The 23,869-nt window shown below is 73.1% G+C and carries 26 protein-coding genes; 11 read left to right on the forward strand and 15 right to left on the reverse strand.

Going from position 1 to position 23,869, the window contains the following annotated elements:
• Nucleotides 1-362 precede the first annotated feature (362 nt).
• The 3 genes from ACZ6A9_RS15910 to ACZ6A9_RS15920 are packed head-to-tail and all read right to left on the reverse strand — an operon-like array spanning nt 363 to nt 3,342.
• Entirely contained in the window at nt 363-1,556 is a 1,194-nt protein-coding gene (locus ACZ6A9_RS15910; RefSeq protein WP_468985749.1) for an aromatic acid exporter family protein, read from the reverse strand.
• A 51-nt stretch (nt 1,557-1,607) separates the two neighbouring features.
• Nucleotides 1,608-2,264: an HAD family hydrolase gene (locus ACZ6A9_RS15915; RefSeq protein ID WP_468985075.1), complete on the reverse strand. Its 657-nt coding sequence runs from the start codon at nt 2,262-2,264 to the stop codon at nt 1,608-1,610.
• Nucleotides 2,265-2,301: 37 nt separating this feature from the next.
• Nucleotides 2,302-3,342 (reverse strand): PHP domain-containing protein, encoded by a 1,041-nt coding sequence (locus tag ACZ6A9_RS15920; RefSeq protein ID WP_468985077.1) that lies wholly within the window; start codon nt 3,340-3,342, stop codon nt 2,302-2,304.
• A 92-nt stretch (nt 3,343-3,434) separates the two neighbouring features.
• Between ACZ6A9_RS15920 and ACZ6A9_RS15925 the strand changes: the two genes are divergently transcribed.
• Nucleotides 3,435-3,710, forward strand: coding sequence for a hypothetical protein (locus ACZ6A9_RS15925; RefSeq protein WP_468985080.1), 276 nt, complete (start codon nt 3,435-3,437; stop codon nt 3,708-3,710).
• A 97-nt stretch (nt 3,711-3,807) separates the two neighbouring features.
• On the opposite strand, the gene ACZ6A9_RS15930 is transcribed toward ACZ6A9_RS15925, so the two are convergent.
• The 3 genes from ACZ6A9_RS15930 to ACZ6A9_RS15940 form a co-directional block, all read right to left on the reverse strand.
• Nucleotides 3,808-4,284: a VanZ family protein gene (locus ACZ6A9_RS15930; RefSeq protein ID WP_468985082.1), complete on the reverse strand. Its 477-nt coding sequence runs from the start codon at nt 4,282-4,284 to the stop codon at nt 3,808-3,810.
• Between the two features lie 59 nt (nt 4,285-4,343).
• Nucleotides 4,344-5,006: a DUF4230 domain-containing protein gene (locus ACZ6A9_RS15935; protein ID WP_468985083.1), complete on the reverse strand. Its 663-nt coding sequence runs from the start codon at nt 5,004-5,006 to the stop codon at nt 4,344-4,346.
• A 150-nt stretch (nt 5,007-5,156) separates the two neighbouring features.
• The gene (locus ACZ6A9_RS15940) at nt 5,157-5,537 is read right to left on the reverse strand and encodes an anti-sigma factor antagonist (protein WP_468985086.1); all 381 of its coding nucleotides are present in this window, start codon (nt 5,535-5,537) and stop codon (nt 5,157-5,159) included.
• A 246-nt stretch (nt 5,538-5,783) separates the two neighbouring features.
• On the opposite strand from ACZ6A9_RS15940, the gene ACZ6A9_RS15945 reads away from it, so the two are divergent.
• A complete protein-coding gene (locus tag ACZ6A9_RS15945) occupies nt 5,784-6,176 on the forward strand; it encodes a VOC family protein (RefSeq protein ID WP_468985088.1) in 393 nt (130 codons plus the stop codon).
• Nucleotides 6,177-6,185: 9 nt separating this feature from the next.
• Here ACZ6A9_RS15945 and ACZ6A9_RS15950 read toward each other — a convergent pair whose 3' ends face one another.
• The gene (locus tag ACZ6A9_RS15950) at nt 6,186-6,497 is read right to left on the reverse strand and encodes a DUF4235 domain-containing protein (protein WP_189556356.1); all 312 of its coding nucleotides are present in this window, start codon (nt 6,495-6,497) and stop codon (nt 6,186-6,188) included.
• Between the two features lie 63 nt (nt 6,498-6,560).
• Entirely contained in the window at nt 6,561-7,586 is a 1,026-nt protein-coding gene (locus ACZ6A9_RS15955) for a glutathione S-transferase family protein (RefSeq protein WP_468985092.1), read from the reverse strand.
• A gap of 101 nt (nt 7,587-7,687) precedes the next feature.
• Between ACZ6A9_RS15955 and ACZ6A9_RS15960 the strand changes: the two genes are divergently transcribed.
• A complete protein-coding gene (locus ACZ6A9_RS15960) occupies nt 7,688-8,656 on the forward strand; it encodes a cation diffusion facilitator family transporter (protein WP_468985095.1) in 969 nt (322 codons plus the stop codon).
• 75 nt (nt 8,657-8,731) lie between these two features.
• On the opposite strand, the gene ACZ6A9_RS15965 is transcribed toward ACZ6A9_RS15960, so the two are convergent.
• On the reverse strand, nt 8,732-9,181 hold the full coding sequence (locus ACZ6A9_RS15965; RefSeq protein WP_468985097.1) for a nitroreductase family deazaflavin-dependent oxidoreductase: 450 nt from the start codon (nt 9,179-9,181) through the stop codon (nt 8,732-8,734).
• 360 nt (nt 9,182-9,541) lie between these two features.
• Between ACZ6A9_RS15965 and ACZ6A9_RS15970 the strand changes: the two genes are divergently transcribed.
• Nucleotides 9,542-10,066 (forward strand): flavoprotein, encoded by a 525-nt coding sequence (locus tag ACZ6A9_RS15970; protein WP_468985100.1) that lies wholly within the window; start codon nt 9,542-9,544, stop codon nt 10,064-10,066.
• A gap of 123 nt (nt 10,067-10,189) precedes the next feature.
• Here the strand turns inward: ACZ6A9_RS15970 and ACZ6A9_RS15975 are convergent, their stop codons facing one another.
• Nucleotides 10,190-12,568, reverse strand: coding sequence for a SpoIIE family protein phosphatase (locus ACZ6A9_RS15975; protein WP_468985103.1), 2,379 nt, complete (start codon nt 12,566-12,568; stop codon nt 10,190-10,192).
• 231 nt (nt 12,569-12,799) lie between these two features.
• Between ACZ6A9_RS15975 and ACZ6A9_RS15980 the strand changes: the two genes are divergently transcribed.
• The 5 genes from ACZ6A9_RS15980 to ACZ6A9_RS16000 all read left to right on the forward strand — a co-directional run bounded on the left by ACZ6A9_RS15980 (nt 12,800) and on the right by ACZ6A9_RS16000 (nt 18,648).
• Nucleotides 12,800-15,043 carry a glycoside hydrolase family 9 protein gene (locus ACZ6A9_RS15980; RefSeq protein WP_468985105.1) on the forward strand — a complete coding sequence of 748 codons (2,244 nt, stop codon included), beginning with the start codon at nt 12,800-12,802 and terminating at the stop codon, nt 15,041-15,043.
• Nucleotides 15,044-15,228: 185 nt separating this feature from the next.
• Entirely contained in the window at nt 15,229-15,474 is a 246-nt protein-coding gene (locus tag ACZ6A9_RS15985; RefSeq protein WP_103541942.1) for a hypothetical protein, read from the forward strand.
• A 3-nt stretch (nt 15,475-15,477) separates the two neighbouring features.
• Entirely contained in the window at nt 15,478-15,855 is a 378-nt protein-coding gene (locus ACZ6A9_RS15990) for a toxin Doc (protein WP_189556372.1), read from the forward strand.
• Nucleotides 15,856-16,407: 552 nt separating this feature from the next.
• Complete coding sequence (locus ACZ6A9_RS15995) at nt 16,408-18,051, forward strand: RICIN domain-containing protein (protein ID WP_468985109.1); 1,644 nt, start codon at nt 16,408-16,410, stop codon at nt 18,049-18,051.
• Nucleotides 18,052-18,309: 258 nt separating this feature from the next.
• Complete coding sequence (locus tag ACZ6A9_RS16000) at nt 18,310-18,648, forward strand: inner-membrane translocator (protein ID WP_468985111.1); 339 nt, start codon at nt 18,310-18,312, stop codon at nt 18,646-18,648.
• 107 nt (nt 18,649-18,755) lie between these two features.
• On the opposite strand, the gene ACZ6A9_RS16005 is transcribed toward ACZ6A9_RS16000, so the two are convergent.
• The gene (locus ACZ6A9_RS16005; RefSeq protein ID WP_468985113.1) at nt 18,756-19,925 is read right to left on the reverse strand and encodes a lactate 2-monooxygenase; all 1,170 of its coding nucleotides are present in this window, start codon (nt 19,923-19,925) and stop codon (nt 18,756-18,758) included.
• A gap of 577 nt (nt 19,926-20,502) precedes the next feature.
• On the opposite strand from ACZ6A9_RS16005, the gene ACZ6A9_RS16010 reads away from it, so the two are divergent.
• The gene (locus ACZ6A9_RS16010) at nt 20,503-20,937 is read left to right on the forward strand and encodes a subtilase-type protease inhibitor (protein WP_468985115.1); all 435 of its coding nucleotides are present in this window, start codon (nt 20,503-20,505) and stop codon (nt 20,935-20,937) included.
• Between the two features lie 146 nt (nt 20,938-21,083).
• Here the strand turns inward: ACZ6A9_RS16010 and ACZ6A9_RS16015 are convergent, their stop codons facing one another.
• From ACZ6A9_RS16015 to ACZ6A9_RS16025, 3 genes are read right to left on the reverse strand one after another with little or no spacing between them, the layout of a single operon-like run.
• Entirely contained in the window at nt 21,084-21,281 is a 198-nt protein-coding gene (locus ACZ6A9_RS16015) for a CDGSH iron-sulfur domain-containing protein (RefSeq protein WP_125501900.1), read from the reverse strand.
• On the reverse strand, nt 21,262-21,891 hold the full coding sequence (locus tag ACZ6A9_RS16020; protein WP_468985117.1) for a HemK2/MTQ2 family protein methyltransferase: 630 nt from the start codon (nt 21,889-21,891) through the stop codon (nt 21,262-21,264). The genes ACZ6A9_RS16015 and ACZ6A9_RS16020 overlap by 20 nt, the downstream gene beginning before the upstream one ends.
• Nucleotides 21,892-21,937: 46 nt before the next feature.
• Nucleotides 21,938-22,960, reverse strand: a complete 1,023-nt coding sequence (locus tag ACZ6A9_RS16025; protein WP_468985120.1) for an iron-containing redox enzyme family protein — start codon at nt 22,958-22,960, stop codon at nt 21,938-21,940.
• 80 nt (nt 22,961-23,040) lie between these two features.
• Between ACZ6A9_RS16025 and ACZ6A9_RS16030 the strand changes: the two genes are divergently transcribed.
• Nucleotides 23,041-23,649 carry a flavodoxin family protein gene (locus ACZ6A9_RS16030; RefSeq protein WP_468985122.1) on the forward strand — a complete coding sequence of 203 codons (609 nt, stop codon included), beginning with the start codon at nt 23,041-23,043 and terminating at the stop codon, nt 23,647-23,649.
• Between the two features lie 35 nt (nt 23,650-23,684).
• On the opposite strand, the gene ACZ6A9_RS16035 is transcribed toward ACZ6A9_RS16030, so the two are convergent.
• Nucleotides 23,685-23,864, reverse strand: coding sequence for a hypothetical protein (locus ACZ6A9_RS16035; protein WP_468985125.1), 180 nt, complete (start codon nt 23,862-23,864; stop codon nt 23,685-23,687).
• Nucleotides 23,865-23,869 lie beyond the last annotated feature (5 nt).

Consider the following 23,869-nt stretch of genomic DNA (forward strand, 5'->3'; position numbering starts at 1 on the left):
CCCTCGCGCACATGAGGGCTGTCCGGGACCCGGTGCGGACGCGTCGACGCGGGGCAGTCCGCCCCACCGCACTGTCCGCAGCGAGCGGCACCGGCTCGAGCGACGCCGGAGCGGTGGGTGAGGGGGCGCCCCGCACAGAGAGCCCCGACCGCGACGGGGGAATCACGGCCGGGGCGGACAGAGGGTGGGTACGGACGGCGGTCGCCTCTCGGCGAAGGGCTCCACAGGGCTTCAGCCGAACGATCGTCCCTGTGGGCGAACGATGAGGTCCGGGGACACTGTCCCGTCCGCACCCACGTTCTGTTCAACGGCCGGCCTTCGCCGGCTGTTCCGCGTCCGGCCGGAGGCGCGCGTGAGGTGCGTCACCGAGCCCGCCCCGCGCCGTCGAGCTCCGCCCAGAGGTTCTCCGCCTGGAGCAGCAGCGTGCCCAGGACCGCCGTCCGCGCGGCGCCCTGCCCGGCGTGCTCGCGCAGTCCTTCCTGGAGCCTCTCGTGCAGCTCCCTCATCACGGCCTCCGTCCGCTCGTCCAGCAGCCGGTCCTCGCGGACGCCGCCACCCACCAGCCGGTCGGCCTCCGCCCGGCAGCCGTCGCCGAGCAGCTCCAGCAGTTCCGCGTAGCAGCGCAGCACCGCGGCGTCCGGAGCGGCGGGCGTACGCTCCTCGTCCGCGGCCACCGCCAGCGTGCGGGTCAGCGCCGTCACGTGTCCGGTGATCCGGCTGAACCGCTCGTCCTCCTCCGCCGGCGGCAGGGCCGCGGTCGGCGCCCGATGCAGGCCACGCAGGACACCCGAGGTCAGCCGCAGGCTCTCCGTGCTCCAGCCCCGCGCCGAGCGCAACGCCTCGAGACGGTCCTGAAGCCGCCCCGACGCCCCCACCCAGCCGACGGCCGTCTGCCCGTCCCACTCGCCCTCGCGCAGGTCCCCGGCGACGGTGCGCAGCACCTCGCCCGCCTCCCGGGCCAGCGCCGACAGGTTCTCCCGTACGTCGCGCAGATGGATCGGCGGCAGCACCAGCGCGTTGACGGCGATCCCGATGACCGCGCCGAGCGCGGCCTGGCCCAGCCGGTGCCCGACGGCGACCGCGCTCACCGTTCCGGTGGCGATGGTGAACACGGCCGTGGTGGCGGCGTAGATGCCCTGGTCGCCGAAGCGCGGCCAGTTCGACAGCAGCACCAGCACCGGCACGGACAGCGCCAGCGCGCCCGTCGTGTCCCCGGTGACGGCCTGTGCCCCCGAGGCCACCAGGGCGCCCACGCAGATCGCGGCGAACTGCCGGGCACCCTGGACGATCGAGCTGTAGACGGTGGCCTGCACCAGCACCAGCGCCACCCACGGAGCCATCAGGGCCATCGGATCGCCGAGCCACACCTGCGCCAGCAGCCAGGCCAGCAGTGCCGCCGCCGCGGCCTTCAGCGACTGGACGAGCAGGTCCCGTTCCCGCCCCGGCCCGCGCCAGGCGGCCCGCGCCGCCCGCCCGACGTTCCGTGCGTCCCAGCGCACGGCCTCCCGCAGCCTGGCGATCGCCGAGACCTGTCCGCCGGCCTCATCCGGCGGCATCTGTTCCCACGTACGCACCATGCCCTGCGGGTATCCCGTTCGCCCGGCACCTCATGCCAGGGGACTGTCCGGCAGGGACGCCAGGAGCTGAGCCGGACCGTCGTAGACCGCGTCGGCGCCGGCCTCCTCCAGATCGGCCCGCGCAATGCCCCCGCACAGCACGCCCACGCAGCGCACCCCGGCGCGGCTGCCCGCCCGCATGTCCCACACCGTGTCACCGACGAAGACCGCCCGCCCGGCCGGCACCCCGGCCAGCTCCAGGGCGCGTTCGACGGGCTCCGGCGCGGGTTTGCCCCGCTCGACGTCGTCGGCGCTCGCCGTCGCGGTGATCGCCTCGTCGGCGTCGATCGCCCGGCGCAGCGCGCTCAGCTCCGCACCGCCGGCCGAGGTGGCGAGCACCACCGCCCAGCCGTCCCGGTGCAGCCGTTTCAGCAGCCGTCCGGCGTCCGGCAGTGCGGGCAGCCGGTCGAAGTACTGTCCGTACAGCGCCTTGTGCGCGGCGCTCAGTTCCTCGTCGCGCCCGGTGTCCCGGTCCTCGCCCAGCAGGTGGGCGACGAGGTCGGAGGAGGGCAGTCCCACGGCCCGGTGGACGGCGTGCATCGGCACCTGGTGGCCCGCCTGCCGGAGCGCCTCCCACCAGGCCGTCACGTGCAGGTGGTTGGTGTCGACCAGAGTGCCGTCGACGTCGAACACGGCAGCCCGTTCCATACGTGATCCTTTCTCGGGGGCGGGGACGGGTACCACCTCAGGCGCCCGCCACTCCGGAGGGCACCTTCCGTTCCCGGGCCCACGCCAGCACCTCCTCCAGGGACCAGGTGGTGACCACCCGCTCCGGCGGCACTCCGCACTCCTGCGCACGGGCGCAGCCGAGGATCTGCCAGTCCAGCTGGCCCGGCGCGTGCGCGTCGGTGTCGAGGGAGAAGAGCACACCCGCCCCGACCGCACGGCGCAGCAGCCGGCGGGGAGGGTCGAGCCGCTCCGGCCGGCTGTTGATCTCCAGGGCGGTCCCGGTCTCCGCGCAGGCCGCGAACACCTCGTCGGCGTCGAACTCGGATTCGGGCCGGCCGCGTCCGGTCAGCAGCCGTCCGGTGCAGTGCCCGAGGACGTCGGCGTGAGGATCGCGCACGGCGGCCACCATCCGGCGGGTCATCGACCGCGCGTCCATGCGGAGCTTCGAGTGCACCGACACCACCACGACGTCCAGCCGGTCCAGCAGTTCCGGCTCCTGGTCGAGGGTGCCGTCCTCGAGGATGTCGCACTCGATTCCGGTCAGCAGCCGGAACGGCGCCCACCGCTCGTTGAGCTCCGCCACCACGTCCAGCTGCTCGCGCAGCCGGTCGGCCGACAGCCCGCGCGCCACGGTCAGCCGCGGCGAGTGGTCCGTCAGCACCGCCCACTCGTGTCCCAGCAGCGCGGCGGTGCGGCCCATCTCCTCGATCGGGCTGCCGCCGTCCGACCAGTCCGAGTGCAGGTGGCAGTCCCCCCGCAGCAGGTCCCGCAACCGCTGTCCGTCCCGCTGCGCGGGCTGCCGCTCCGCCTCGTCCTCCAGCTTCCGCAGGTATCCGGGCACCTCGCCGGCCAGCGCCTCGTACGCCACCTGGGCGGTCTTCGGCCCGACCCCCTTGAGCGCCTCGAGCGTCCCGGCGGCCGCCCGCTCGCGGACCCCGTCCGCGCCGAGCTCCGACAGTGTGCGGGCCGCGGTACGGAACGCACGGACGCGGTACGTCGGTGCCAGGGACCGCTCCAGCAGGAAGGCGATCCGCTCCAGCGCCTCGACGGGTTCCATCACCACCTCCTCGCTCCAGGGTTCCCCAGGGCGGGTACGGCCGCACGACGGCGGACGCCGCGTTCGTCCCGTTCGCGCTCTACCCTCGAGGCATGACCGAAAGCGCGAGCCCGTACATGTCGCACCCGCGGATCATGGTGCTCGGGGTACAGCCCGGGACCCCGCCTTTCCGGATCGTGGAGATCGACGGACAGGTGGTCGGTGAGGCCAAGACGCTCACCGACGTGCTGCAAGCCGCCGCCGCGTTCGGGATCACGGTCCACGACCTGGACGACCCGGACACCGTCCGCTGGGTCGGTGGTGACAAGCTCACCTGGACCGTGCGCCAGTTCTCCCAGGAGCAGCGGGAACGGGGCGAGCGAGCCTAGGCGGGACCCTCCCCGCGCCGGCCCGGACGCCGGGGAGGCTGCCCTGCCGCGCCGCGGCGGGCGACGGAGAACCCGCCGCCCGCCGGCCGGGGGGCCCTCAGGCTTTCGGCTTCCGCGCGTGCACGGCGCGGCTGAGGCGCCGGCCCAGGAGCAGATAGCCGATCAGCGCCCCGCTGGTGTTCAGGATGACGTCGTCGATGTCGAAGGCGCGCCCGGTCACCAGGAACCCCTGGGCGACCTCGACCAGCAGCATCACCACGGACGTCAGCACCAGCACGCGCAGGAATCCGCGGGTGCGCGGTGCGACGACCGGCGCGAGGACACCGAAGGGCACTCCGAGCAGGATGTTGCCGCCGATCTGGCGCACGGCGTCGCGCAGCGCGGGCTGGTCGAGATAGGCCCGCAGGGAGCGGCCCGGATGCAGATTGGTGTGGGTCAGGGCCTCCGAGGCGGGCGACGGCTGAAGGGTGAGCCGGGCCAGCACCACCGCGAAGACGACCATGAAGACGAGGGCGCACAGCAGCACCAGCAGCCGCAGGGGCAGCGGGAGCGGTCGTGGGGCGGCGCGGGCCATTCGGTCCTCCAGTCGTCAACTTCCTTCAGTGATACGGCTGTTACCCCCGGCGGGGGTCGTCAGTCGCCGTAGGTGACGCGCACCTTCTCGAAGCCCAGGGAACGCAGCAGGCCCTCGAGCATCCCGGTGGTGTTGGCCTCGGCCCGGGCGGTGAGTCCGCTCTCCTTCGCCGCGTCACCGATGTGCCGCACCGCGAGCTTCTGCACGGCCTGCTCGCCGTTGGGATTGTCGGAGAAGAGGTCGCCGAGCCGGTCGAACAGCCCGCGCTGCTTGGAGACGGCGTAGGAACGCTCGGGATCGAGCGCCGGTGTGCCCAGGCGCGCGTGGGGCAGTCGCAGCGTGGCGGACGTGCGGTCCTCGTCCACCCGAACGTCGTCCTCGCCCAGCTTGCCGAGATCGACGTAGGCGTCGACGGTACCCGCGCCCACGTAGAGCGTACGGCTGCCGCGGACCGCGTCGGGCAGGTACTTGGCGTCCTTCTCCAGGTCCACCACGACCTGGAAGTTGCCCGAGGCGGCGTCGTAGCGGCTGATGTCCTGGATGGACTCCAGCAGCGCGGGGCCGGAACGGTCCCGGGTCTCCGTACCGAACACGTCCTTCAGGCCCGGCAGCACGCTGAGCCGGATGCCGGCGAACAGCACGGCCAGCAGGAGCACCACCGAGCCGACCACTTTCACCCAGCCCGGAACGCGAGCGGTCATTGCCTTCACCTGAGTCGTCATGGCGACGGCCCTCCTTCCTGAAGTCCGGATGCCCCTCAGTTCGCATGCCAGACAGGGAAGTTGAGGATCCGACGACCGTGGCGGAAGCACGCAGGGGCGCACACCGGGCCGCCCTGCCCCGGCAGGATCCGGCGGGGACCGGCGGTGCCGTCAGAGCGGGCCGGACGCGGACTCCGGCTGCTGCAGGGCCGCCTCCAGGGTCGGCCACGGGGGCAGCAGACGGGACAGGCCCGTGATGCGGAGCATGCGCAGGGTCAGCGGATGGGCGCAGACCAGGTGAAGGCTCCCCGGCCCGTCCGCGGTCCGGTGCCGGGCCCGGTACAGCAGCCGCAGGCCCGAGCAGTCGAAGAACTCGACCCGCGACAGGTCGATCACGATCCGGGCCTCCGGTTCGGCGGTCGCCATGTCCAGGTGCGGGACGATCTCCGCGGCCGCGGCGATGTCGATCTCGCCGCGGAACTCCAGCACCGTGTGTCCCCGGTCCTGGCGGACGCGCAGATGCCGGGTCAGCGGCGCAGGTTCGTACCGCACGACGCCATCTCCTCCAGCCTGCTCCGTGCGACGGGGCGGGTGACGGCCCCAACGCCGGTCCCTGCCCTGCAAGTTACCCTCGATCGACTGCATTTGAGCATGCCCGATTGACATATGTCTTCGCATTACGGCCGAGTTCTTCCGTGTCGCTTACGGACCGGGTGCCCGACTGAAACCGGCGAGCGGGGACAGGTGTCACCTACAGGGCGGGGCAGCAGCGCCCCGCACCGGGACCCCGGAGGAGACATGGCACTGGTGACGACGGGCGTGGTGGTGCTCGACTGCGCCGAGCCCGAGAAACTCGCCGAGTTCTACAAGGAGTTGCTGGGAGCCGACGAGGCGGACGTCAACGCCAACCGGGTGGAGATCCGGGCCGCCGACGGCTTCCGGCTGGCGTTGCGCCGCGACGTCAACGCGACCGCGCCCAGCTGGCCCCGCCCGGAGAACTCCCTCCAGGCGCACCTGGAGTTCGTGGTGGACGACCTGGACGCGGTGGAACGCCGGATCGTGAGTCTCGGGGGCCGCCCGATCGAGTCGGGCGACCCCGCGGGCCCCGCCGAGGAGCGCGGCTACGCCGACCCGGCGGGCCACTCCTTCGTCGTCCGCCGGGGCGCCCCGACGGCACCGAAGCAGGGCTGAAGCCTCACCTCAGTCACGGCCGCCCTTGTCCGGGACCGGCCAGCTGCCCGTGGACCGCTCGATCGCCTTGGCGCCCGCGCGGTCCACGGCACTGCGCACCACCGCGAAGATGGCGCCCTGGATGGCGGCGGCCAGCAGGATCTCGCCCCAGCGGCGGTCCCGGTCCAGGGCGTCCGGCGCGTCGTCCTCGTGCCGGATCACCTTCCAGGTCTTCTGGAAGGCCATCCCGGCCAGGGTGCCGCTCGTCCAGCCCAGTACGAACCCGACGGGCTTGTACGCCAGGGGCATCTTGTTCTTGACCTTCTTGCTCTTCTTCGCCACGTCGATCTCCCGGATCGGTTGCTTGCTCGGTTCTCTTCGATGGATGTCGGTCGGGCCGGACGGTCAGGGGCGGCCCCGCGCGGGCACCTCCTCGCCGGCCGGCACCGGCCCCGGGGGAGTGCCGTCCCCGAACGGCCGCCCGCCCAGCTCCTCGCGGTGGTGGGGCGTCGTCCAGCCGGACAGGTCGGGGCCCAGGGGCACGATGCCGGACGGGTTCACCCCCGTGTGCACCTGGTAGTAGTGCCGCTTGATGTGGTCGAAGTCCACGGTGTCTCCGAATCCCGGCGTCTGGTACAGGTCGCGGGCGTAACCCCACAGCACCCGGTTCTCCGCCAGCTTCCACCGGTTGCACTTGAAGTGACCGTGGTACACCGCGTCGAACCGCACCAGCGTGGTGAACAGCCGGATGTCCGCCTCGGTGATCGTGTCGCCGACCAGGTACCGCTGCCGCTCCAGCCGTCCCGCCAGCAGTTCCAGCCGCCGGAACACGGCCGTGCACGCGGTCTCGTACTCCTCCTGGTCCGTGGCGAAACCCGCTCGGTACACGCCGTTGTTGACGTCCTGGAACACGTCCTCCATGACGGCGTCGATCTCGTCGCGCAGCGCCGGCGGATACAGGTCGGGCGCCCCCTCGCGGTGCAGGGCCGTCCACTCGGTGGCCAGGTCCAGCGTGATCTGCTGGTAGTCGTTGGTGACCAGCTGTCCGCTCGGCACGTCCACGATCGCCGGCACACTGACCCCGCCGGGGTGGTCCGTCTCGTGCCGGTCGTACGCCTCGCTCAGGTACCGGATGCCGAGCACCGGGTCGCGGCCGTCCGGATCCAGGGTGAAGCGCCAGCTCCGGTCGTCCTGCACCGGGTCCGCCACCGCCAGGGACAGCGCGTCCTCGAGCCCGAGCAGCCGCCGGGACACCAGGGCCCGGCTCGCCCACGGGCAGGCGCGGCTCACCACCAGCCGGTAGCGTCCCGCCTCCACGGGCCAGGAGTCCCGGCCGTCCGCGGTGATCCGGTCCGCGAAGTGGGCCTTCGACCTCCTGAACTTCTTCCTGCCGTACGCGCTGTTGCCGACGCCCCCGTCGTCGCGGCCCATGGTGTTCTCCTCCTCGCCGTTCGGATGTCCCTGTGACCGCGTTCCCCGTTTTCCGCCGACGGCACGGTGTGCCCTGGGCCGACCGGGGCAATCGGCCGAGGGTGAGTACTCGATCGGATCGCAGAACCCGGATCACGGTGCTGGTGGCGCTCGCCGCCAACCTGGTGATCGCCGCCGCCAAGGCCATCGGTGGACTGGCCGCGTCCTCCCCGGCGTTGCTGTCGGAAGCGGCGCACTCGGTCGCCGACAGCCTGAACGAGGTGTTCCTGCTGGCCGCCCTGCGGCGCAGCCGCCGCCCCGCCGACCGCCGTCACCCGTTCGGCTACGGCAAGGAACGCTTCTTCTGGTCGCTGCTCGCGGCCGTCGGCATCTTCGTGATGGGCGGCTGCTTCTCCTTCTACCAGGGCATCGAGGCGTTCAGGGGCGGAGGCGAGGAGAAGGACCTGAGCGGCTACGTCGCCGGACTGATCGTGCTCGGCGTCGCCCTGCTCGCCGAGGGCGGCTCGCTGCTGCGCGCCCTGTACCAGGTGCGCCGGCAGGGCGGCCTCGCCAGCGGACTGCGCGATCCGGCGCTGCGCACGGTGGTCGCCGAGGACGGCACCGCGGTGGTGGGCGTCACCCTGGCCGTCGCCGGCATGGCACTGCACATGATCACCGGCCGCGTGGTCTGGGAGGCGGCCGCCTCGCTCGCCATCGGCGCCCTGCTCGTCTACGTCGCCTACCGGCTCGGCCGCGAAGCCCGCGACCAGCTGATCGGCGAGGCCGTCGCCCCCGAGACGAGCGAGCGCATCCGGGAGCTGCTGCGGGCGCAGCCCGAGATCGACAGCGTGGAGGCACTGCTCACCATGAAGACCGGCATGGACACCGTCCTGGTGGCCGCCCGCGTCGACCTGATACCCGGACTGGACAGCGAGCGGGTGGAGGAGGTCGCCGTACGTATCAAGCGGTCCATCTCCCACACGTTCCCCGAGGCGGAGCAGATCTTCCTCGACGTCACCGAACGGGGCTCCCCCGAAGCGCGCGAGGCATGGGAAAGCCCCGCCGCGACGGGGGAGCGCGGCGGGGCCTGAGGCACGAATGCCCGGCGGCCGGGGCTTCATGCGTACCGGGCGCAAGAATCTTCCGGGCCGCCGGGCCCGCGTGCGTCAGCCCTGTTCGGGCCGCTCCAGGACGAAGACCGGAATCTCACGGTCCGTCTTCTCCTGGTACTCGGCGTAGGCCGGGTAGGCCGCGACGGCCCGCTTCCACCACTCGGCCTTCTCCTCCCCGGTGACCTCACGGGCCGTCATGTCCCACTTGTCGGGACCGTCCTGGAGCTCGACGTGCGGGTCGGCCTTGATGTTGTGGTACCAGACCGGGTGCCGGGGCGCGCCGCCCAGCGAGGCCACCGCCGCGTAGCGCCCCTCGTGCTCGACCCGCATCACCGGGGTCTTGCGCAGTTTGCCGCTCCTGGCACCCCGGCTGGTCAGCACCACGACGGGCTGCCCCGTCTGCTGCAGGGTCGTCCCCCGGGTGCCGCCCGAACTCTCGTACAGCTCCACCTGTTCGCGCACCCATCGCGTCGGGCTGGGTTCGTACTCCCCTTGCAGAGGCATGGCATCCGTCCCATCGTCGTCGTGTACTGCGCCGAGTCGATCATCCGTGGAACACCGCCGCACGCCGAATTCATCCGGACCGCGCGACCTCTCAGACGGACGACACCGCCATGCGCGGCGCGAGTACCGTCATCACCGCCGCTCGCGACCAGGGCGGTCACCAGGCGCCCCCGGCGCCCCGTCAGGGCCCCGGCCCAGCAGCGCGCCGGCCCCGGCGGGCAGCACCACGCGCAGCGCGGCCGTCATGAGCGCGGCGGTGTCGGTCCTCCCCGGAGGCCGGACCGCTGCTCATGGTGGGGATTTCGGAGCCTGCTCCGGGAAACGGGCCATCGGTTCTCCCGGGGTGGTTAGGGTTTCCCGGTGACCGAGAAGCCCTTCCTCTACGTCGTGGTCTGCGCCGCGGGTGTCGCCCCCGGCGTCAGCAAGCTGATCACCCGCGCCCAGGAGCGGGGCTGGGAGGTCGGTGTCATCGCGACACCCCTCGCCATGAACGGTTTCTTCGACGCCGCCGCCGTCGAGGCACAGACCGGCCGTCCGATCAGGTCCGCCTGGCGCTCCCCGGGCGAACCGAGCCCCTTCCCGGCCCCCGACGCCGTGGTGGTCGCACCGGCCACCTTCAACACCGTCAACAAGTGGGCCGCCGGCATCGCGGACACGCTCGCCCTCGGCACCCTGTGCGAGGCCACCGGTCTCGGTGTGCCCGTCGCCGTCCTGCCGTCCGTGGCCGGTGCGCTGGCCGCCCATCCCGCCTACCGGGACAGCCTCACCCGGTTGCGCGGCATGGGCGTGCGCTTCGCCGATCCGTACGCGGGCGAGTCCGAACCGGACGGCGAGCGGCCCGAGTTCGGCTGGGAGCGGGCGCTGGACCTGCTGCGGCGGGAGTGACGCACCCGGCGGCGAGCGCGCGCGGAGCACCCGCGCCCCCCGGCGAGGACGGTCGGCCTCCGGCAGCGGACCGGATCGGGCGGGCGGCCACCGGCGGCCCGGGGGCACCGGCCGCCCAGGGGGTCAGACCTCGTCCACCAAGGACAGCTCCGCCCAGATGGTCTTGCCGTCCGCCGTGTGCCTGCTGCCCCAGCGCTGGGTGAGCTGGGCGACCAGCAGCAGCCCCCGGCCGCCCTCGTCCCAGGTCTTGGCCCGGCGCAGATGGGGGGCCGTGTGGCTGGTGTCGGACACCTCGCAGATCAGCGTCGAGGCGTCGTGGATCAGCCGCAGCCGGATGGGCGGGGCGCCGTAGCGGATGGCGTTGGTGACCAGCTCGCTCACCACCAGCTCCGCCGTGAACGACGCCTCCGTGAGCGCCCAGTCGGCCAGCTGGTCGAGGGCCTGCTTGCGGATCGGGGCGACCAGCGCCGGATCGGCCGGGATGTCCCAGGTGGCGACCTGCGCGGACGGCAGCCCGTGGATACGGGTGAGCAACAGGGCCACGTCGTCACTCGCGCCGCCCGGTGCGAGCACCGACTGCAGCACGCGGTCGCAGGTCTCGTCGAGCGGGCCGGAGGCGTCGGACAGCGTCTCGCGCAGCAGCGCGTACCCGGCCTCGCGGTCACGCCCGGGGGACTCCACCAGTCCGTCGGTGTAGAACGCCAGCACCGCCCCGTCGGGCAGCTCCAGCTCGGCCGACTCGAAGGGCAGTCCGCCCACGCCCAGGGGCGGGCCCGAGGGCAGGTCCAGGTGCCGTGCGGTGCCGCCCGGCGGGATCAGCACCGGCGCCGGGTGTCCGGCCCGGGCGAGGGTGCAGCGGCGCGACACGGGGTCGTACACCGCGTACAGACAGGTCGCGCCGACCTCGTTCTGCACCGGGTCGCCGCCCGACTCCTGCGACAGGTGGTGGACCAGGTCGTCGAGGTGGGTCAGCAGTTCGTCGGGCGCCAGGTCGATGTCCGCGAGCGTGCGCACCGCGGTGCGCAGCCGGCCCATGGTCGCGGACGCCTGGATGCCGGACCCGGCCACGTCCCCCACCACCATGGCCACCCGCATCCCGGACAGCGGGATCACGTCGAACCAGTCGCCGCCCACCCCGGAGCGCGCCGTCGGCAGGTAGCGGGTGGCCGCCTCCACGGCGGCCGTGCGCGGCAGGGTGCGGGGGAGCAGGCTGCGCTGGAGGGCGAGGGTGGTCTCGCGCTCCCGGGAGTACCGGCGGGCGTTGTCGATGCAGACCGCGGCGCGCGCCGTGACGTCCTCGGCGAGCAGCACGTCGTCGTGGGTGAACGCCTCGGGGTGACTGAAACGGGTGAAGGCCGCGACACCCAGCGTGGTGCCACGGGCCTGCAGCGGCACGGACAGGATCGAGTGCACTCCGCGCTCCCGGATCTCCCGGGCCCGCACCTCGTCCACGGCGAGCCACGGATCGAGCTCACCGGAGGACATCGAGGCCATGACGCTGTGGCCCGCGATCAGCGAGTCGGCGTGCGGCGCGGCGGCCGGGTAGACGACCACCTCGCCCACCTCGGCGGTCGCTTCGGGGTCGCCCGGTGTGCGGGAGCGGTGGGCGACCCGGCGCAGCGAGACCGGAGTGGTCAGCGGCTGCACGGGCTCACCCCCCGGCTCGTCCGGCTCCAGCAGGTCCACGCTGACGAAGTCGGCGAGCACCGGTACGCAGACCTCCGCCAGCTCCTGCGCCGTACGGGTGACGTCCAGGGTGGTGCCGATCCGCATGCTGGCCTCGTTGACCAGTTGCAGCCGCTCGCGCGCCCGGAACTGGTCGGAGAAGTCGTGGGCGGTCACGCACACGCCCCGCACCCGGCGGGCCCCGTCGGTGAGCGGCGCCAGCCGGGCCAGCCAGGCGTGCGCGCGGCTCTCGCTCGTGGCCTTCATGTACGTCTGCATCTCGTGCGGCCGGCCGGTGCGCAGCACCTGGTCCAGGTGCCGCTCGAGCTCGCTGTGCTGCACCCGCCCGCCGACGTCGGTGGGCCGCAGCCCCCGCAGGTGGTCGGCCGGCAGTCCGAGGAGGTGCGCCATCGCGTCGTTGACCCCGCGCAGCCGCAGGGCACGGTCGAAGACCATCGCGGCACAGGGCGACTGGTACACGGCCGCCCTGACCAGCGGTTCGTCGGGCAGTTCGTGCTCCGAGGCCTCCAGCGGGCTGACGGCGAGCCAGTCGCCGGGACCGCCGTCCGCCGGATGTCTGTGGTGGGCGAGCACCCACACGGTGACGGTGCCGCCGTCACGGTGGCGCAGCGCCAGGGTGCCGCTCCAGCGGTCGGCCGGGAGCGGGACGGGTTCCGTCCCCTCGGCCAGCAGGACGGCGGCCGGCCGGCCGACGACCTCCTCGGCCGTGTGCCCGAGCAGCAGACGCGCGCCCTCGCTCCACCGCGCGAGCGTGCCGTCGGCGGCGATGACGGCCCTGGCCGTCACGGCATCGTCGAACGGGTCGTCCGGCCTCATCGTCGCCACTCCATCGCGCACACTCACCGTGAACCGGTGTATCGCCAGAGCCCCAGCCTAGTGCGTCCGGGCCCCCCGCGAACGCGAACGCGCGTGGGCGCCGACCGTCACCAGTCCCGTCCCACCCGTTGACGGGCCGTCACCACAGCCACAACCATGGTCGGCGCACGGAGATGGGAGCGCTCCCAATGCGCGCTCCGGAGCCCCGCACCTCCCCAGAGGAGCTCAGACGTGAACAGACGCAGAACCGCCCTGCTGTCCCTGACCGGCCTGCTGGCGACCGCCCTCACCGCGCTGCCCGCCGCGCCGGCCGGGGCCGACGAGGTCGAGCAGGTGCGCAACGGCACCTTCGACAACGGCACCGACCCCTGGTGGGCCTCCGCGAGCGTCACCGCGGGCCCCTCCGAGGGCCGCCTGTGCGCCGACGTCCCCGGCGGCACCGCCAACCGCTGGGACGCGGCCGTCGGCCAGAACGACATCACCCTGGTGAAGGGCGAGTCGTACCGCTTCTCCTTCCAGGCGACCGGCTCTCCCGCGGGCCACGTCGTACGGGCGATCGTCGGCCTGCAGGCGGCGCCGTACGACACCTATTACGAGGTGTCCCCGCAGCTCAGCGTCTCGGGGGACACCTACTCGTACACCTTCACCTCGCCCGTCGACACCGCGCAGGGGCAGGTCGGCTTCCAGCTCGGCGGCAGCGCGGACCCCTGGCGGTTCTGCGTGGACGACGTGTCCCTGCTGGGCGGGGTCGCCCCGGAGCCGTACGTGCCCGACACCGGCCCCCGGGTCCGGGTCAACCAGGTCGGCTACCTGCCCTCCGGGCCGAAGAACGCCACCCTGGTCACCGACGCCGTCGAGCGGCTGCCCTGGCGGCTGGCGGACGGGAGCGGCCGGGTGGTCCGCAAGGGCTGGACCGTGCCGCGGGGCGTGGACGGCTCCTCGGGGCAGAACGTCCACTCGATCGACTTCGGCTCCCACCGCAAGCGCGGGACCGGCTACACCCTGACCGTGGACGGCGAGACCAGCCGGCCGTTCGACATCGACGCGCGCGCCTACGAGCGGCTGCGGCTCGACTCGGCGAAGTACTACTACACGCAGCGCAGCGGCACCCCGATCCGCGACGACCTGCGGCCCGGCTACGGCCGCCCCGCCGGGCACGTCGACGTGGCCCCCAACCGGGGCGACGGCGCGGTGCCCTGTCAGCCGGGCGTGTGCGACTACACCCTCGACGTCACCGGCGGCTGGTACGACGCGGGGGACCACGGCAAGTACGTCGTGAACGGCGGCATCAGCACCTGGGAGGTCCTCAGCACCTACGAACGCGCCCGGCACGCCCGCACCGGCGAGGCGGACAAGCTGGGCGACGGCACGCTGAACATCCCGGAGAGCGGCAACAAGGTCCCGGACATCCTCGACGAGGCCCGCTGGGAACTGGAGTTCCTGCTGAAGATGCAGGTCCCCGACGGTGAGCCGCTGGCCGGCATGGCCCATCACAAGATCCACGACGAGCAGTGGACCGGGCTGCCGCTGCTGCCGAGCGACGACCCGCAGAAGCGGGAACTGCACCCGCCGACCACCGCCGCCACCCTGAACCTCGCGGCCACGGCCGCACAGGCGGCACGGCTGTACCGCTCCTACGACAAGGAGTTCGCGGCCACGGCGCTGGCGGCCGCGCGCAAGGCATGGACCGCGGCCCTCGCCCACCCGGACCTGCTCGCCGACCCCGACGACGGGATCGGCGGCGGGGCCTACCCGGACGACACGGTGTCCGACGAGTTCTACTGGGCGGCCGCGGAGCTGTACCTCACCACGGGGGAGCGGCGGTTCGAGGAGTACGTGCTGAACTCCCCGGTGCACACCGCGGACATCTTCGGCCCGCTCGGCTTCGACTGGGCGCGCACCGCCGCGGCCGGCCGGCTCGACCTCGCGACCGTGCCGAACCGGCTGCCCGGCAAGGACAAGGTCCGCCGCTCCGTGATCGAGGGCGCCGACCGCTACCTGGCCACGCTGAAGGCCCACCCGTACGGCATGCCGTACGCGCCCGCCGACAACCTCTACGACTGGGGCTCCAGCCACCAGGTGCTCAACAACGCGGTCGTCCTCGCCACCGCCTACGACCTCACCGGAGCGTCGAAGTACCGCGACGGCGCGCTGCAGAGCATGGACTACGTCCTGGGCCGCAACGCCCTGAACATCTCCTACGTCACCGGCTACGGAGAGGTCAGCGCGCAGAACCAGCACAGCCGCTGGTACGCCAGGCAGCTCGATCCGAACCTGCCGAACCCGCCGGCCGGCACGCTCTCCGGCGGACCGAACTCCAGCATCCAGGACCCCTTCGCCCAGTCGAAGCTGCAGGGCTGCGTCGGCCAGTTCTGCTTCATCGACGACATCCAGTCCTGGTCGACCAACGAACACACGATCAACTGGAACGCGGCACTGACCCGGATGGCCTCCTTCGTGGCCGACCAGGGCTGATACCGGCACCGCGGGCCGGTGGCCGCCGGCTGACCGGCCCGCGGCAGGCGAGCCACCGCCCGCGCGAGGCGAGCCACGGCCCGCGGCACGGCGACCGGCCGTGCCGCGGGTCTCTTGGTACCCCTGCGGGAGCCTTCTGACCTGCGGCTATTTACGAGTAAGTACCCGAGCGGTACCGTGTGGGCATGCCTGCTCTCAACGTGGAGTTCAGCGACCGCGAGCTCGAGGACCTGCGGCAGATCGCCAAGGAACGCGGTACGTCCATGAAGGCGCTGGTGCGCGAGGCGGCCGCGGCCGACATAGCCCGTCACCGCGCCCTGCAGGAGGGCGCGGAGGCCTTCCGCCGGTTCTTCGCCTCCCACAAGGACGAGTTCGCCGCCGCCTTCCCGGACGACGAACCTCCCGCCAAGGGCGAGGGGCGGGCCGCCTGACCGATGGCACCCGTACTGCACATCGACGTGCCCTGGCTGCTCCAGCGCCACGAGGAGGTCCTTCCGGACCAGCCCACCGTCAACGACTTCTCCGCCCTGGTCGCGGCCGTCGCCCGGCATCGCGTCGACCCGCCCCGGCTGGGCGTGGACTCCGATCCGGCATGGCGGGCGGCGGCGCTGCTGCACACCCTGGCCGTGCTAAGGCCGCTGCCCTCGGCCAACGCCCGCTTCGCCTGTTCCACCGCCGTGGCCTACATGTTCGTCAGCGGGGTCGGCATCGACCCGCCCTACGGCGCCCTGGTCGATCTCGCCCGTGACCTGATCTCCGGTGACGCCGACGTCTACGCCGCGGCCGACCGGCTGCGCTCCTGGCAGATCTGAGCGCGCGGGACGAAACAGCCGCCTGTACGCGAGACCCGCCGCGGAGGACCGTGACGCGAGACCTCCGCAGGTGACCGCGACGCGAGGCCTCCGCGGAGGGCCGTGACCCGTCGTCCGCGCTCCGGCGTGCGCCGGGAGCGTGCGCACAGCCGCGGTCGGGGCAGGGCGTTCACACGGGCTGCGGGCCGCGTCCGGTCGCCGCGCGGGTGAGCGCCGTACGCCCCCTGTGTCGCTGCCGATGTGAACCGCGGGAAAAACGCGGGCCGAAAGCCGGAGTGACGGCTTGCCGGCACCCCCGCCTTTCTGACTTTCTGTCAACGCGGGCATGTGACCCCACCGCCTTGTTGGCCGAGTGCCGGTTGTGCGAGAGTGAGCCACCCGCGAGGGGGTAAAGGCCGGGGACGCACACGAGTTGAGGAACCGGATCCGATTCGCCGCCGGTGAATTCGCGCCCCCCGCACCACCGTCAAAGAGGTATGCACCAATCGGGCTCCCTTTTTCGGTGTCGGAAACGCTCGAATGTCACATGCGCTGTGGGAAGGAATCATCTCAGTGCACACCCCCCACCCCCCTCGACCTCCCTATCCGCCGCCGGGCGGGGATCCCGGGGAATCCGACGAGGCCCTCGCCGCGCGGTTGCGGGGCCGGCCGGAGGGCGAAGCCGCCCACTCCGTCGCGCTGCTGACCGCGCGGCACTGGCGGCCGATGCAGGATTACGCGGTCGTCTGCCTCGCCTCGTCGGGACAGACGGCCGCCATGGTCACCGCCGCCGCCCTGCACCGTGTCCTGGACCGGGTCGCCGTGGGCGAACCAGCCGTCGCGCTGCGGCCGGTCCTGCTGGTCGCCGTGCGGGACACGGTCCGGGAATGGGCCGCCGACGACCGAATAGCCGCAGTTCTGCCGGGTCTGCAGAAACCGGCCGGCGGGCGCGGCATGCGCGCGGCGACGACCATGACACCGGAAAACCGCGCACTCGCTCAACGGGCATTCCGGTCCCTGTCCGCACTCGCGCGCTGTTTGCTCTGGCATGCCGAGGTCGAGGCCGAACCGATTTCCGTACCGGCCGGTCTGCTGGGCATGGATCCCGACATCGCGTCGGGCGCACTCGAACAGGCGCGGGACACATTCCGTCAAGGTCTTGTCCATGCCCACCTGGAACTGGCACCGACGAAGGACTGCGGCTTCTACAACCGTCTCCTCGACGTTCCCATCCGCCGGGGCGGGGCCCTGCTGCCGGATGTCCGCAGGCATCTGGCGGAGTGCCGCTACTGCCGGAACGCCGCCGAACAACTGAGCCACTTCGAGGGCGGGTTGGGCACGCTGCTGGCCGAAGCCGTGCTCGGCTGGGGCGCCCGGCGCTATCTCGACTCCCGCCCGGGGCGCACGGCGGCGGGCCCGCGCGGCGGCCGGGCCGCCCGCCGCCGACGCCGGGGTGGCGACGGGGAGTCCGGCAGCGGACGGCACCGTCTGCTGTCCCGGCTGCCCGTTCCCGGCCGTCTCGCGGGCATCGCCCTCCCGGACCCGGTGCGCTCCACCAGGACCCTGCTCACCGGACTCGGCGCGGTGTCCGCCGGGGTCCTGGTCAGTGTGCTCATCGCCGGGTCCTCCACACCGGACGGCGGCGCGGCCGACCCGACGGGTTCCACCGGTGCGGCGGGCGGGCGTGCGGCCGTGCCGTCCGTGTCCCCTCCGGGCGCCGCGGGACTGCCGAGCGCGCCGGGCCGCACCCGGCTGCGCAACATCGCCTCCGGCCTCTGCCTCGACACCCGGGGCGAGCCGCGGGACGGCTCGGGCACCCGGCTCGCGGAGTGCACCTCGGCGTGGACCCAGCAGTGGACGTACGAGGACGACGGTCTGCTGCGGAGCGTCGCGGACCCCGGTCTGTGCCTGGACTCGCACAAGGACGCCGGTGTCGTCGTCCTGGGCACCTGCGCCGATCCCGGCGACCCGCGCCGCGACGACGTGCGCTACGACCTCACCCTCCAGGGGGAGCTGCTGCCCCGCTGGGACGAACAGCTGGCCCTGATCCCCGCAACCCCTGACGCGAACGCCGACATCGTCGTCAAGGTCCGCGACCGGACGGTGAACCAGCGCTGGGCGGCCGAGCCCGTGGACGCCACCACGGAATCCTTCTCCATCACGGGATCGGACATCCCGCCGGCCCGCCACGCGCGGTTGCCGGAACCACTGGTGTGACGGTGTCGACGGCCGGGCCGGGACCTGCTCGGGAGGTTCCGGCCCGGCCGTCGTCCGTGCGGGTGCCGCTGCGACGGCACGAGGCCGCGGCGGTGGAGGCGGGCGGACCCTGGTGGGCGCCGAGCCCCCGAGCCCAGGACACCGCCGTGCGGGCAGGGGCCCGGCGGCGCTCACGCGCTCGTGACGCGCGGAGTACGTCTGGGTTGCGAGTCGGTGACGGACCGTTCGGACGGGTCCGTTCCGGGTGATCGTCGAGTCATGCCCGAGCGCGCCGGCCAGCAGCCCTCCCGCCTACGGAGCGCCGTCACCACGGGGTTTCTCGTGCTTCTCGTCCTGCTGGCGGACGTGGCCGCCGGCGCGTCGGTCGTCCTCGTCCTCGCCCTCAGGGGACTGGGCCGGCTGGACGCCGCCATGGCGTACGGGGCGATGGGCGGGCCACCCCCTGACTGGGGGCCGGTGACGGGCTTCGGGGTGCTGGCCCTGGCGTTCGGCGCAACGGCGGTCCTGCTGCTGCGGGCGGGGGAGCGAGTCGCCGGGGCGGTGCAGCTGGCGTTCTGCGTCGTCGTGGCCGTCCACGCGCTGCGGTCCTGGCCCTGAACCGTCCGCTCGGACCGGTCGCGTGGGGCGACCGCCCGTGCGGGGCCGCCCGGGTGCCCGGCGTGCGGCCCTGGAGGACGGCAGGCCGGCCGGTGGCTCGCGGCGGGTCAGCCGCCGGCGTGCGTGAGATCGCCGGGGCCGGGCGTGGCCGGTGTGGCGTGGCCCGACAGCGCCAGGGTGAGGTCGAGTTCGGCGAGCAGACAGCGGATGACGTGCTCCACGCCCGCCTGTCCGTCGAGGCCGAGCCCGTAGACGTACGGGCGTCCCAGCAGGACCGCCCGGGCGCCGAGGGCCAGCGCCTTGAAGACGTCGTCGCCGGTGCGGACCCCGCTGTCGAACAGCACGGTGAGCCGGTCGCCCACGGCCTCCACCACCCGGGGCAGTGCGTCCGCCGCGGCGATCGCCCCGGCCACCTGACGGCCCCCGTGGTTGGACACCACCACACCGTCCATCCCGGCGTCGGCCGCGAGCCGGGCGTCGTCGGGGTGGAGCACACCCTTCAGCACGATCGGGCCGTCCCAGTTCTCCCGCAGGAACGCCAGGTCCGGCCAGGACTTGGCGGGGTCCGCGAACATGCCGACGAAGTGCATGACCGCCGCGTCGCGGTCCTCGTGCACCGGCTTGGCCAGACCCGCCCGGAACGCCGGGTCCGAGAAGTAGTTGGCGGTGCCCACCCCGTGCAGGAACGGCAGGTACGCCCGGTCCAGGTCGCGCGGGCGCCAGGACAGCAGGGGAGTGTCCAGGGTGACGACGAGCGCGGTGAACCCGGCGGCCTTCGACCGGTCCAGGAAGCTCCGGGCCACCTCCACGTCCTTCGGCCAGTACAGCTGGAACCAGCGCTCCGCCTCGCCCATCGCCTCCGCGACCTGCTCCATGGGCGTGCTGGAGGCGGAGGACAGCACGAACGGCACACCCTGCGCGGCGGCGGCCCGGGCGGCCGCGGACTCCGCGTCCGGGTGCATGATCGACAGCACCCCGACCGGCGCCAGCGCCAGCGGTGCCGGCAGGGCGCGGCCCAGCACCTCCACCGACAGATCACGCTCGTGCACGTCCCGCAGCATGCGGGGAACGATCCGGTGGCGGTCGAGCGCCGCGCGGTTGGCGCGGGCGGTGCTGCCGTCCCCCGCGCTGCCGGCGACGTACCCCACCGGACCGGGGCCCAGCCGCTGCTCGGTCAGCTCCTCCAGCCGTGTCAGATCGGTGGGGAGCCGGGGCACGGCGCCCGTCATCCCGTTCAGGTAGATCTCGTACTGGAAGTCCGCCCAGTGCTTCGCCATCCGTCCCGCCCTGTCTCCCGTGCCCCTGTCCTCCCGCTGCATACTGGCCGGTATGCGCGGGCCGCGTCCAGTACGGGACGACCGCGTTCAGCGGCCGGCCATCGCCTCGTGCGGGAACCGGGCCGGCTCCCTCGGCCGGGAGGACGTCGGCCGGTGCCCGGTGTCCATGGTCACCAGCAGCGGCCGCTCCCCAGCGGCTCGGCCGCCGCGGGCAGGGGCTCCTCGCCGTCGAGGAGGCACTCGACGTACCTCGCCGACAGCTCGGCCCGCGCGGCTTTCATGAACACAAGACGTCGCGGAACGGTCCGCTGAGAGCGGAATCGGAATGTTCAGGCCGATTAATGAGCAGGGGGTATTCGGCCAGCTGGCCACTTCGCATGTCCGTCGGCCGCCCCATTGCCGGGTCGAGCCCCGCGCACGCTGTCACTTCGCGCCACTGATTCAACACGCAATGTTACCTGAATCCGCACATCCGATGTGAGTTTCCGTCGCGGACTCGGCAGACTCCGGCACGCCGGTGCGGCTCCACAGAGCCCGAGCCGGCGACCCGACGAAACGAAGCGGAAGGATGCACACAATGCGGAACACCGCGCGCTGGGCCACCATCCTCGGCCTCACGGCCGCAGCCGTCAGCGCACCCCTGTCCGGGGTCGCGCTGGCCGGTCAGGAAGATGCCCCGTCCGCGCTCTACGCCCCCTCGGCCCTGGTGCTCACCGTGGGTCACGGTGACAGCGCGGCGACCGTCACCCCGGAACGCGCGGTCACCCTGACCTGCGCCCCAGGCCCTTCGGGCACCCACCCGGCCGCGGCTTCGGCCTGCGCGGACCTGAACCACGTCAGCGGCGACTTCGACGCGCTGACGATGCGGGAAGGCGTCTTCTGCACCCAGCAGTACGACCCGGTGCTCGTCACCGTCGACGGCGTGTGGCAGGGGCAGCGCGTCTCGTACGAACGGATCTTTCCCAACGCGTGCGTGATGAACGCTCACGGATCGAGCGTCTTCGCGTTCTAGACCGGGATCGCACGGTTCCCGTGACCGCGCGGCGGCCCGCAGATTTGGGGAGTGCGAGCCTCCACGCGGAACGTGCGATCTCGCGGAAGGAGGCCGGCGGGCGGAGTGGGGCCGCCCGCCGGCCTCCGGACATCACGGGCCGCGGTTCACGCCCGGTCGCGGTGGCTGGTGTCGCACCACGGGTAGCGGCGGCTGCGGCGGCAGGTGCACAGGGCCACCCGGAAGCGGTCGGAGGAGACGACCGTGCCGTCCTCCAGCTCCACCTCCACGGGGCCCTCCAGCAGCAGTGGCCCCTTGCGCTGCACGGTGACCCGCCGCGGGGCGTCAGACGGGGAGTTCGGCACGGACGACCACCAGCTCTTCCTCGTTCTCCGCCGGGGGCAGCAGCCCCCGCGCGCGCAGCCACTTCTCGCGCTCCTGGAGCACCGGCCCGAAGGCGATACGCCGGCGCCGCGTCACCGCGGCCTTCATCCCGGCCGCCCGCAGCAGGCCGAGCGTCGCCTCGGGGTCGCTGAGCGCGGACTGCACCAGCAGCAGCACACCGCCGGGCCGCAGCAGCCCAGGGGCCTCGCGGCAGATCCGGTCCAGGACCAGCCGGCCGTCGCCCCCGGCGTCCCAGGCCCGGGCGGCGCCGCGCGGCAGCCTGTGGCCGCCGGGCGCGGGCACGTACGGCGGATTGGCGAGGATCAGGTCGAACGACCGTCCCCGCACCGGATCGAACAGGTTCCCGTGGCGGACCCGCACGGGAACACCGGCCCGCAACGCGTTCATGCGCGTCGCGCACACCGCCCGCCACGACACGTCGACCGCGGTCACGCGGGTGCCGCGCCGCGCGGCGGCCACCGCCAGCGCACCGGACCCGGTTCCCACGTCCAGCACGTCGGCGCCCGGCGCCACAGGCTCCTCGAACAGGGCCCCGGCCAGGAGTTCGGTGTCCTCTTGAGGGGCGTACACGCCCGGTGGTACGAGTGATTTCACAGCCCGCCGAGTACCCCCCTGCTCAGGAGGTATGGGTGGACTTCCGATCCGCGTGGTCCAGGGGTTCGCGCAGGCCGGAACGGCCCGCCCGCCAGTCGGCCAGCAGGGCGTCGCCGAGCAGGTCCTCGGTGAACACGGTCGCGTCCACACCGAAGGCGATGTCGCCGGCCAGGTGGGGCTCGTCCTCCAGCAGGCCGCCGACGACGTCGTGGCGCACCACCTGCTCGTGCACCGCGTCCGCCTCCACGTGCTCGTCGTAGAAGTGCTCGGCGGCCGGCCCCGCGCCCGTCCGCCGCATCGCCTCCGCGAGCCGCCGCGAGCCCGGTGAGGAGGTGATCTCGACCGTGGCGAAGTGGCCCACCAGAGCGCCCCTGAGGGAGCGGTGCAGGCCGAAGAGCGACATCAGGTTCACCACCACGAGAAGCTCGGCGCGGGCGGCGTCCAGGTACCGGCCGTACGTCGTGTCCAGGCCCAGGTCGGTCATCAGGTCGGCGAACAGCCGGGCGTGCACACGGTCGGCCCGGCCGCCCCCGTACTCGTCGAACTCGACGGCCGCCATGCCCGCCTTGGCCCGACCCCGCAGCCGGGGCAGCACCCAGGCGTGCGGGTCGGCCTCCTTGAGGTGGTAGAGCGACCGCAGGGCGGCGTACTCGCGCAGGTGCCACAGCTCGCCCTTGTCGCGCAGGAAGTGACTGACCCCGGTGCCGCCGACCGGCTCCACGAGGATCCCGGCGAGCGCGTCGTCGACGGCGTCGTGCCGCCGGGCGTCCGCGCGGAGCGCGCCGAGGAAGCGCCGCTCCAGCGCGGCACGGGTGCGCAGCAGCTCCGGGTCCCATTCCAGGTCGGGGGCGACGCCCGCGAACCCGCGGTAGTGCAGTTCGTAGCAGAGGTACAGGGCGAGCTGGAGGTCGTCGCCGTACACCGGGGCCGCGTCGACGTCCCGCTCGCAGGGCAACGGGCCGGTGCCGCGCAGATGGTCCTGAACGGCGCTGCTCACGGGGCCGCGCGGCGCGGGCAGCAGGGGTTCGTCTCGGAGGTCTTCCATGGTCCGACGGGTACCCGGACGGCGCACGCGAACCCCCGCCCGTGTGGCAGCGGGCCGTCCACGGGGTACTCCATGTCGGCATGAAGGCACTAGTGATCAACTGCACCCTCAAGAAGTCACCGGAGACCTCCAACACCGAGGCGCTCTTCCGCACCGTCACCGAGCAGCTGGAAAAGGACGGCGTGCGGGTCGACGTCGTCCGCGCGGTGGACCTGGACATCGCACCGGGCGTGGTCAGCGAGGCCGTGCACGAGGGCGACGACTGGCCGGAGGTGCACGAGAAGATCCTCGCCGCGCGGATCCTGGTCATCGCCACCCCGACCTGGCTCGGCCAGCCCTCGTCGGTGAGCAAGCGCGTCCTGGAACGCATGGACGGGATGCTGTCCGAGACCGACGACGCCGGCCGCCCGGTCGCCTACAACAGGGTCGCGGGCGTGGTCGTCACCGGCAACGAGGACGGCGCCCACCACGTCATCAGCGAGATCACCGGCGGCCTCCAGGACATCGGCTACACCATCCCCGGTCAGGCGTGGACCTACTGGAACCAGGGCCCCGGCCCCGGACCGAGCTTCCTCGAGGGCGGCAGCGGTCACGACTGGTCCCGCAGGACCGGCTGTGCCATGGCGGCCAACCTGCTGGGCGTGGCCCGCGCCCTGGAGGCCCACCCGCTCGGCCCGCCCCCGCAGTAGCGCGCGGGCCCCTCGCCCGGTTGCGCGGCGCGGGCTCATCGGTCGCCCCGCGACTCCTCCTGCGCCTCGGTGCTCGGCGTGACAGCGTCCCCCGCCCCGCCCCGGTGGTGACGTTCCCCGCCGGAGTCACGGGTACGGCGTCCGGCCTCCCCGACCTCGTGCAGCACCTCCTCGGCGGCCGTCTCGGGCTTCTCGCGGTCGTTCCGCTCGGACACGGGCT

The organism is Streptomyces sp. NPDC041124 (assembly GCF_055592385.1).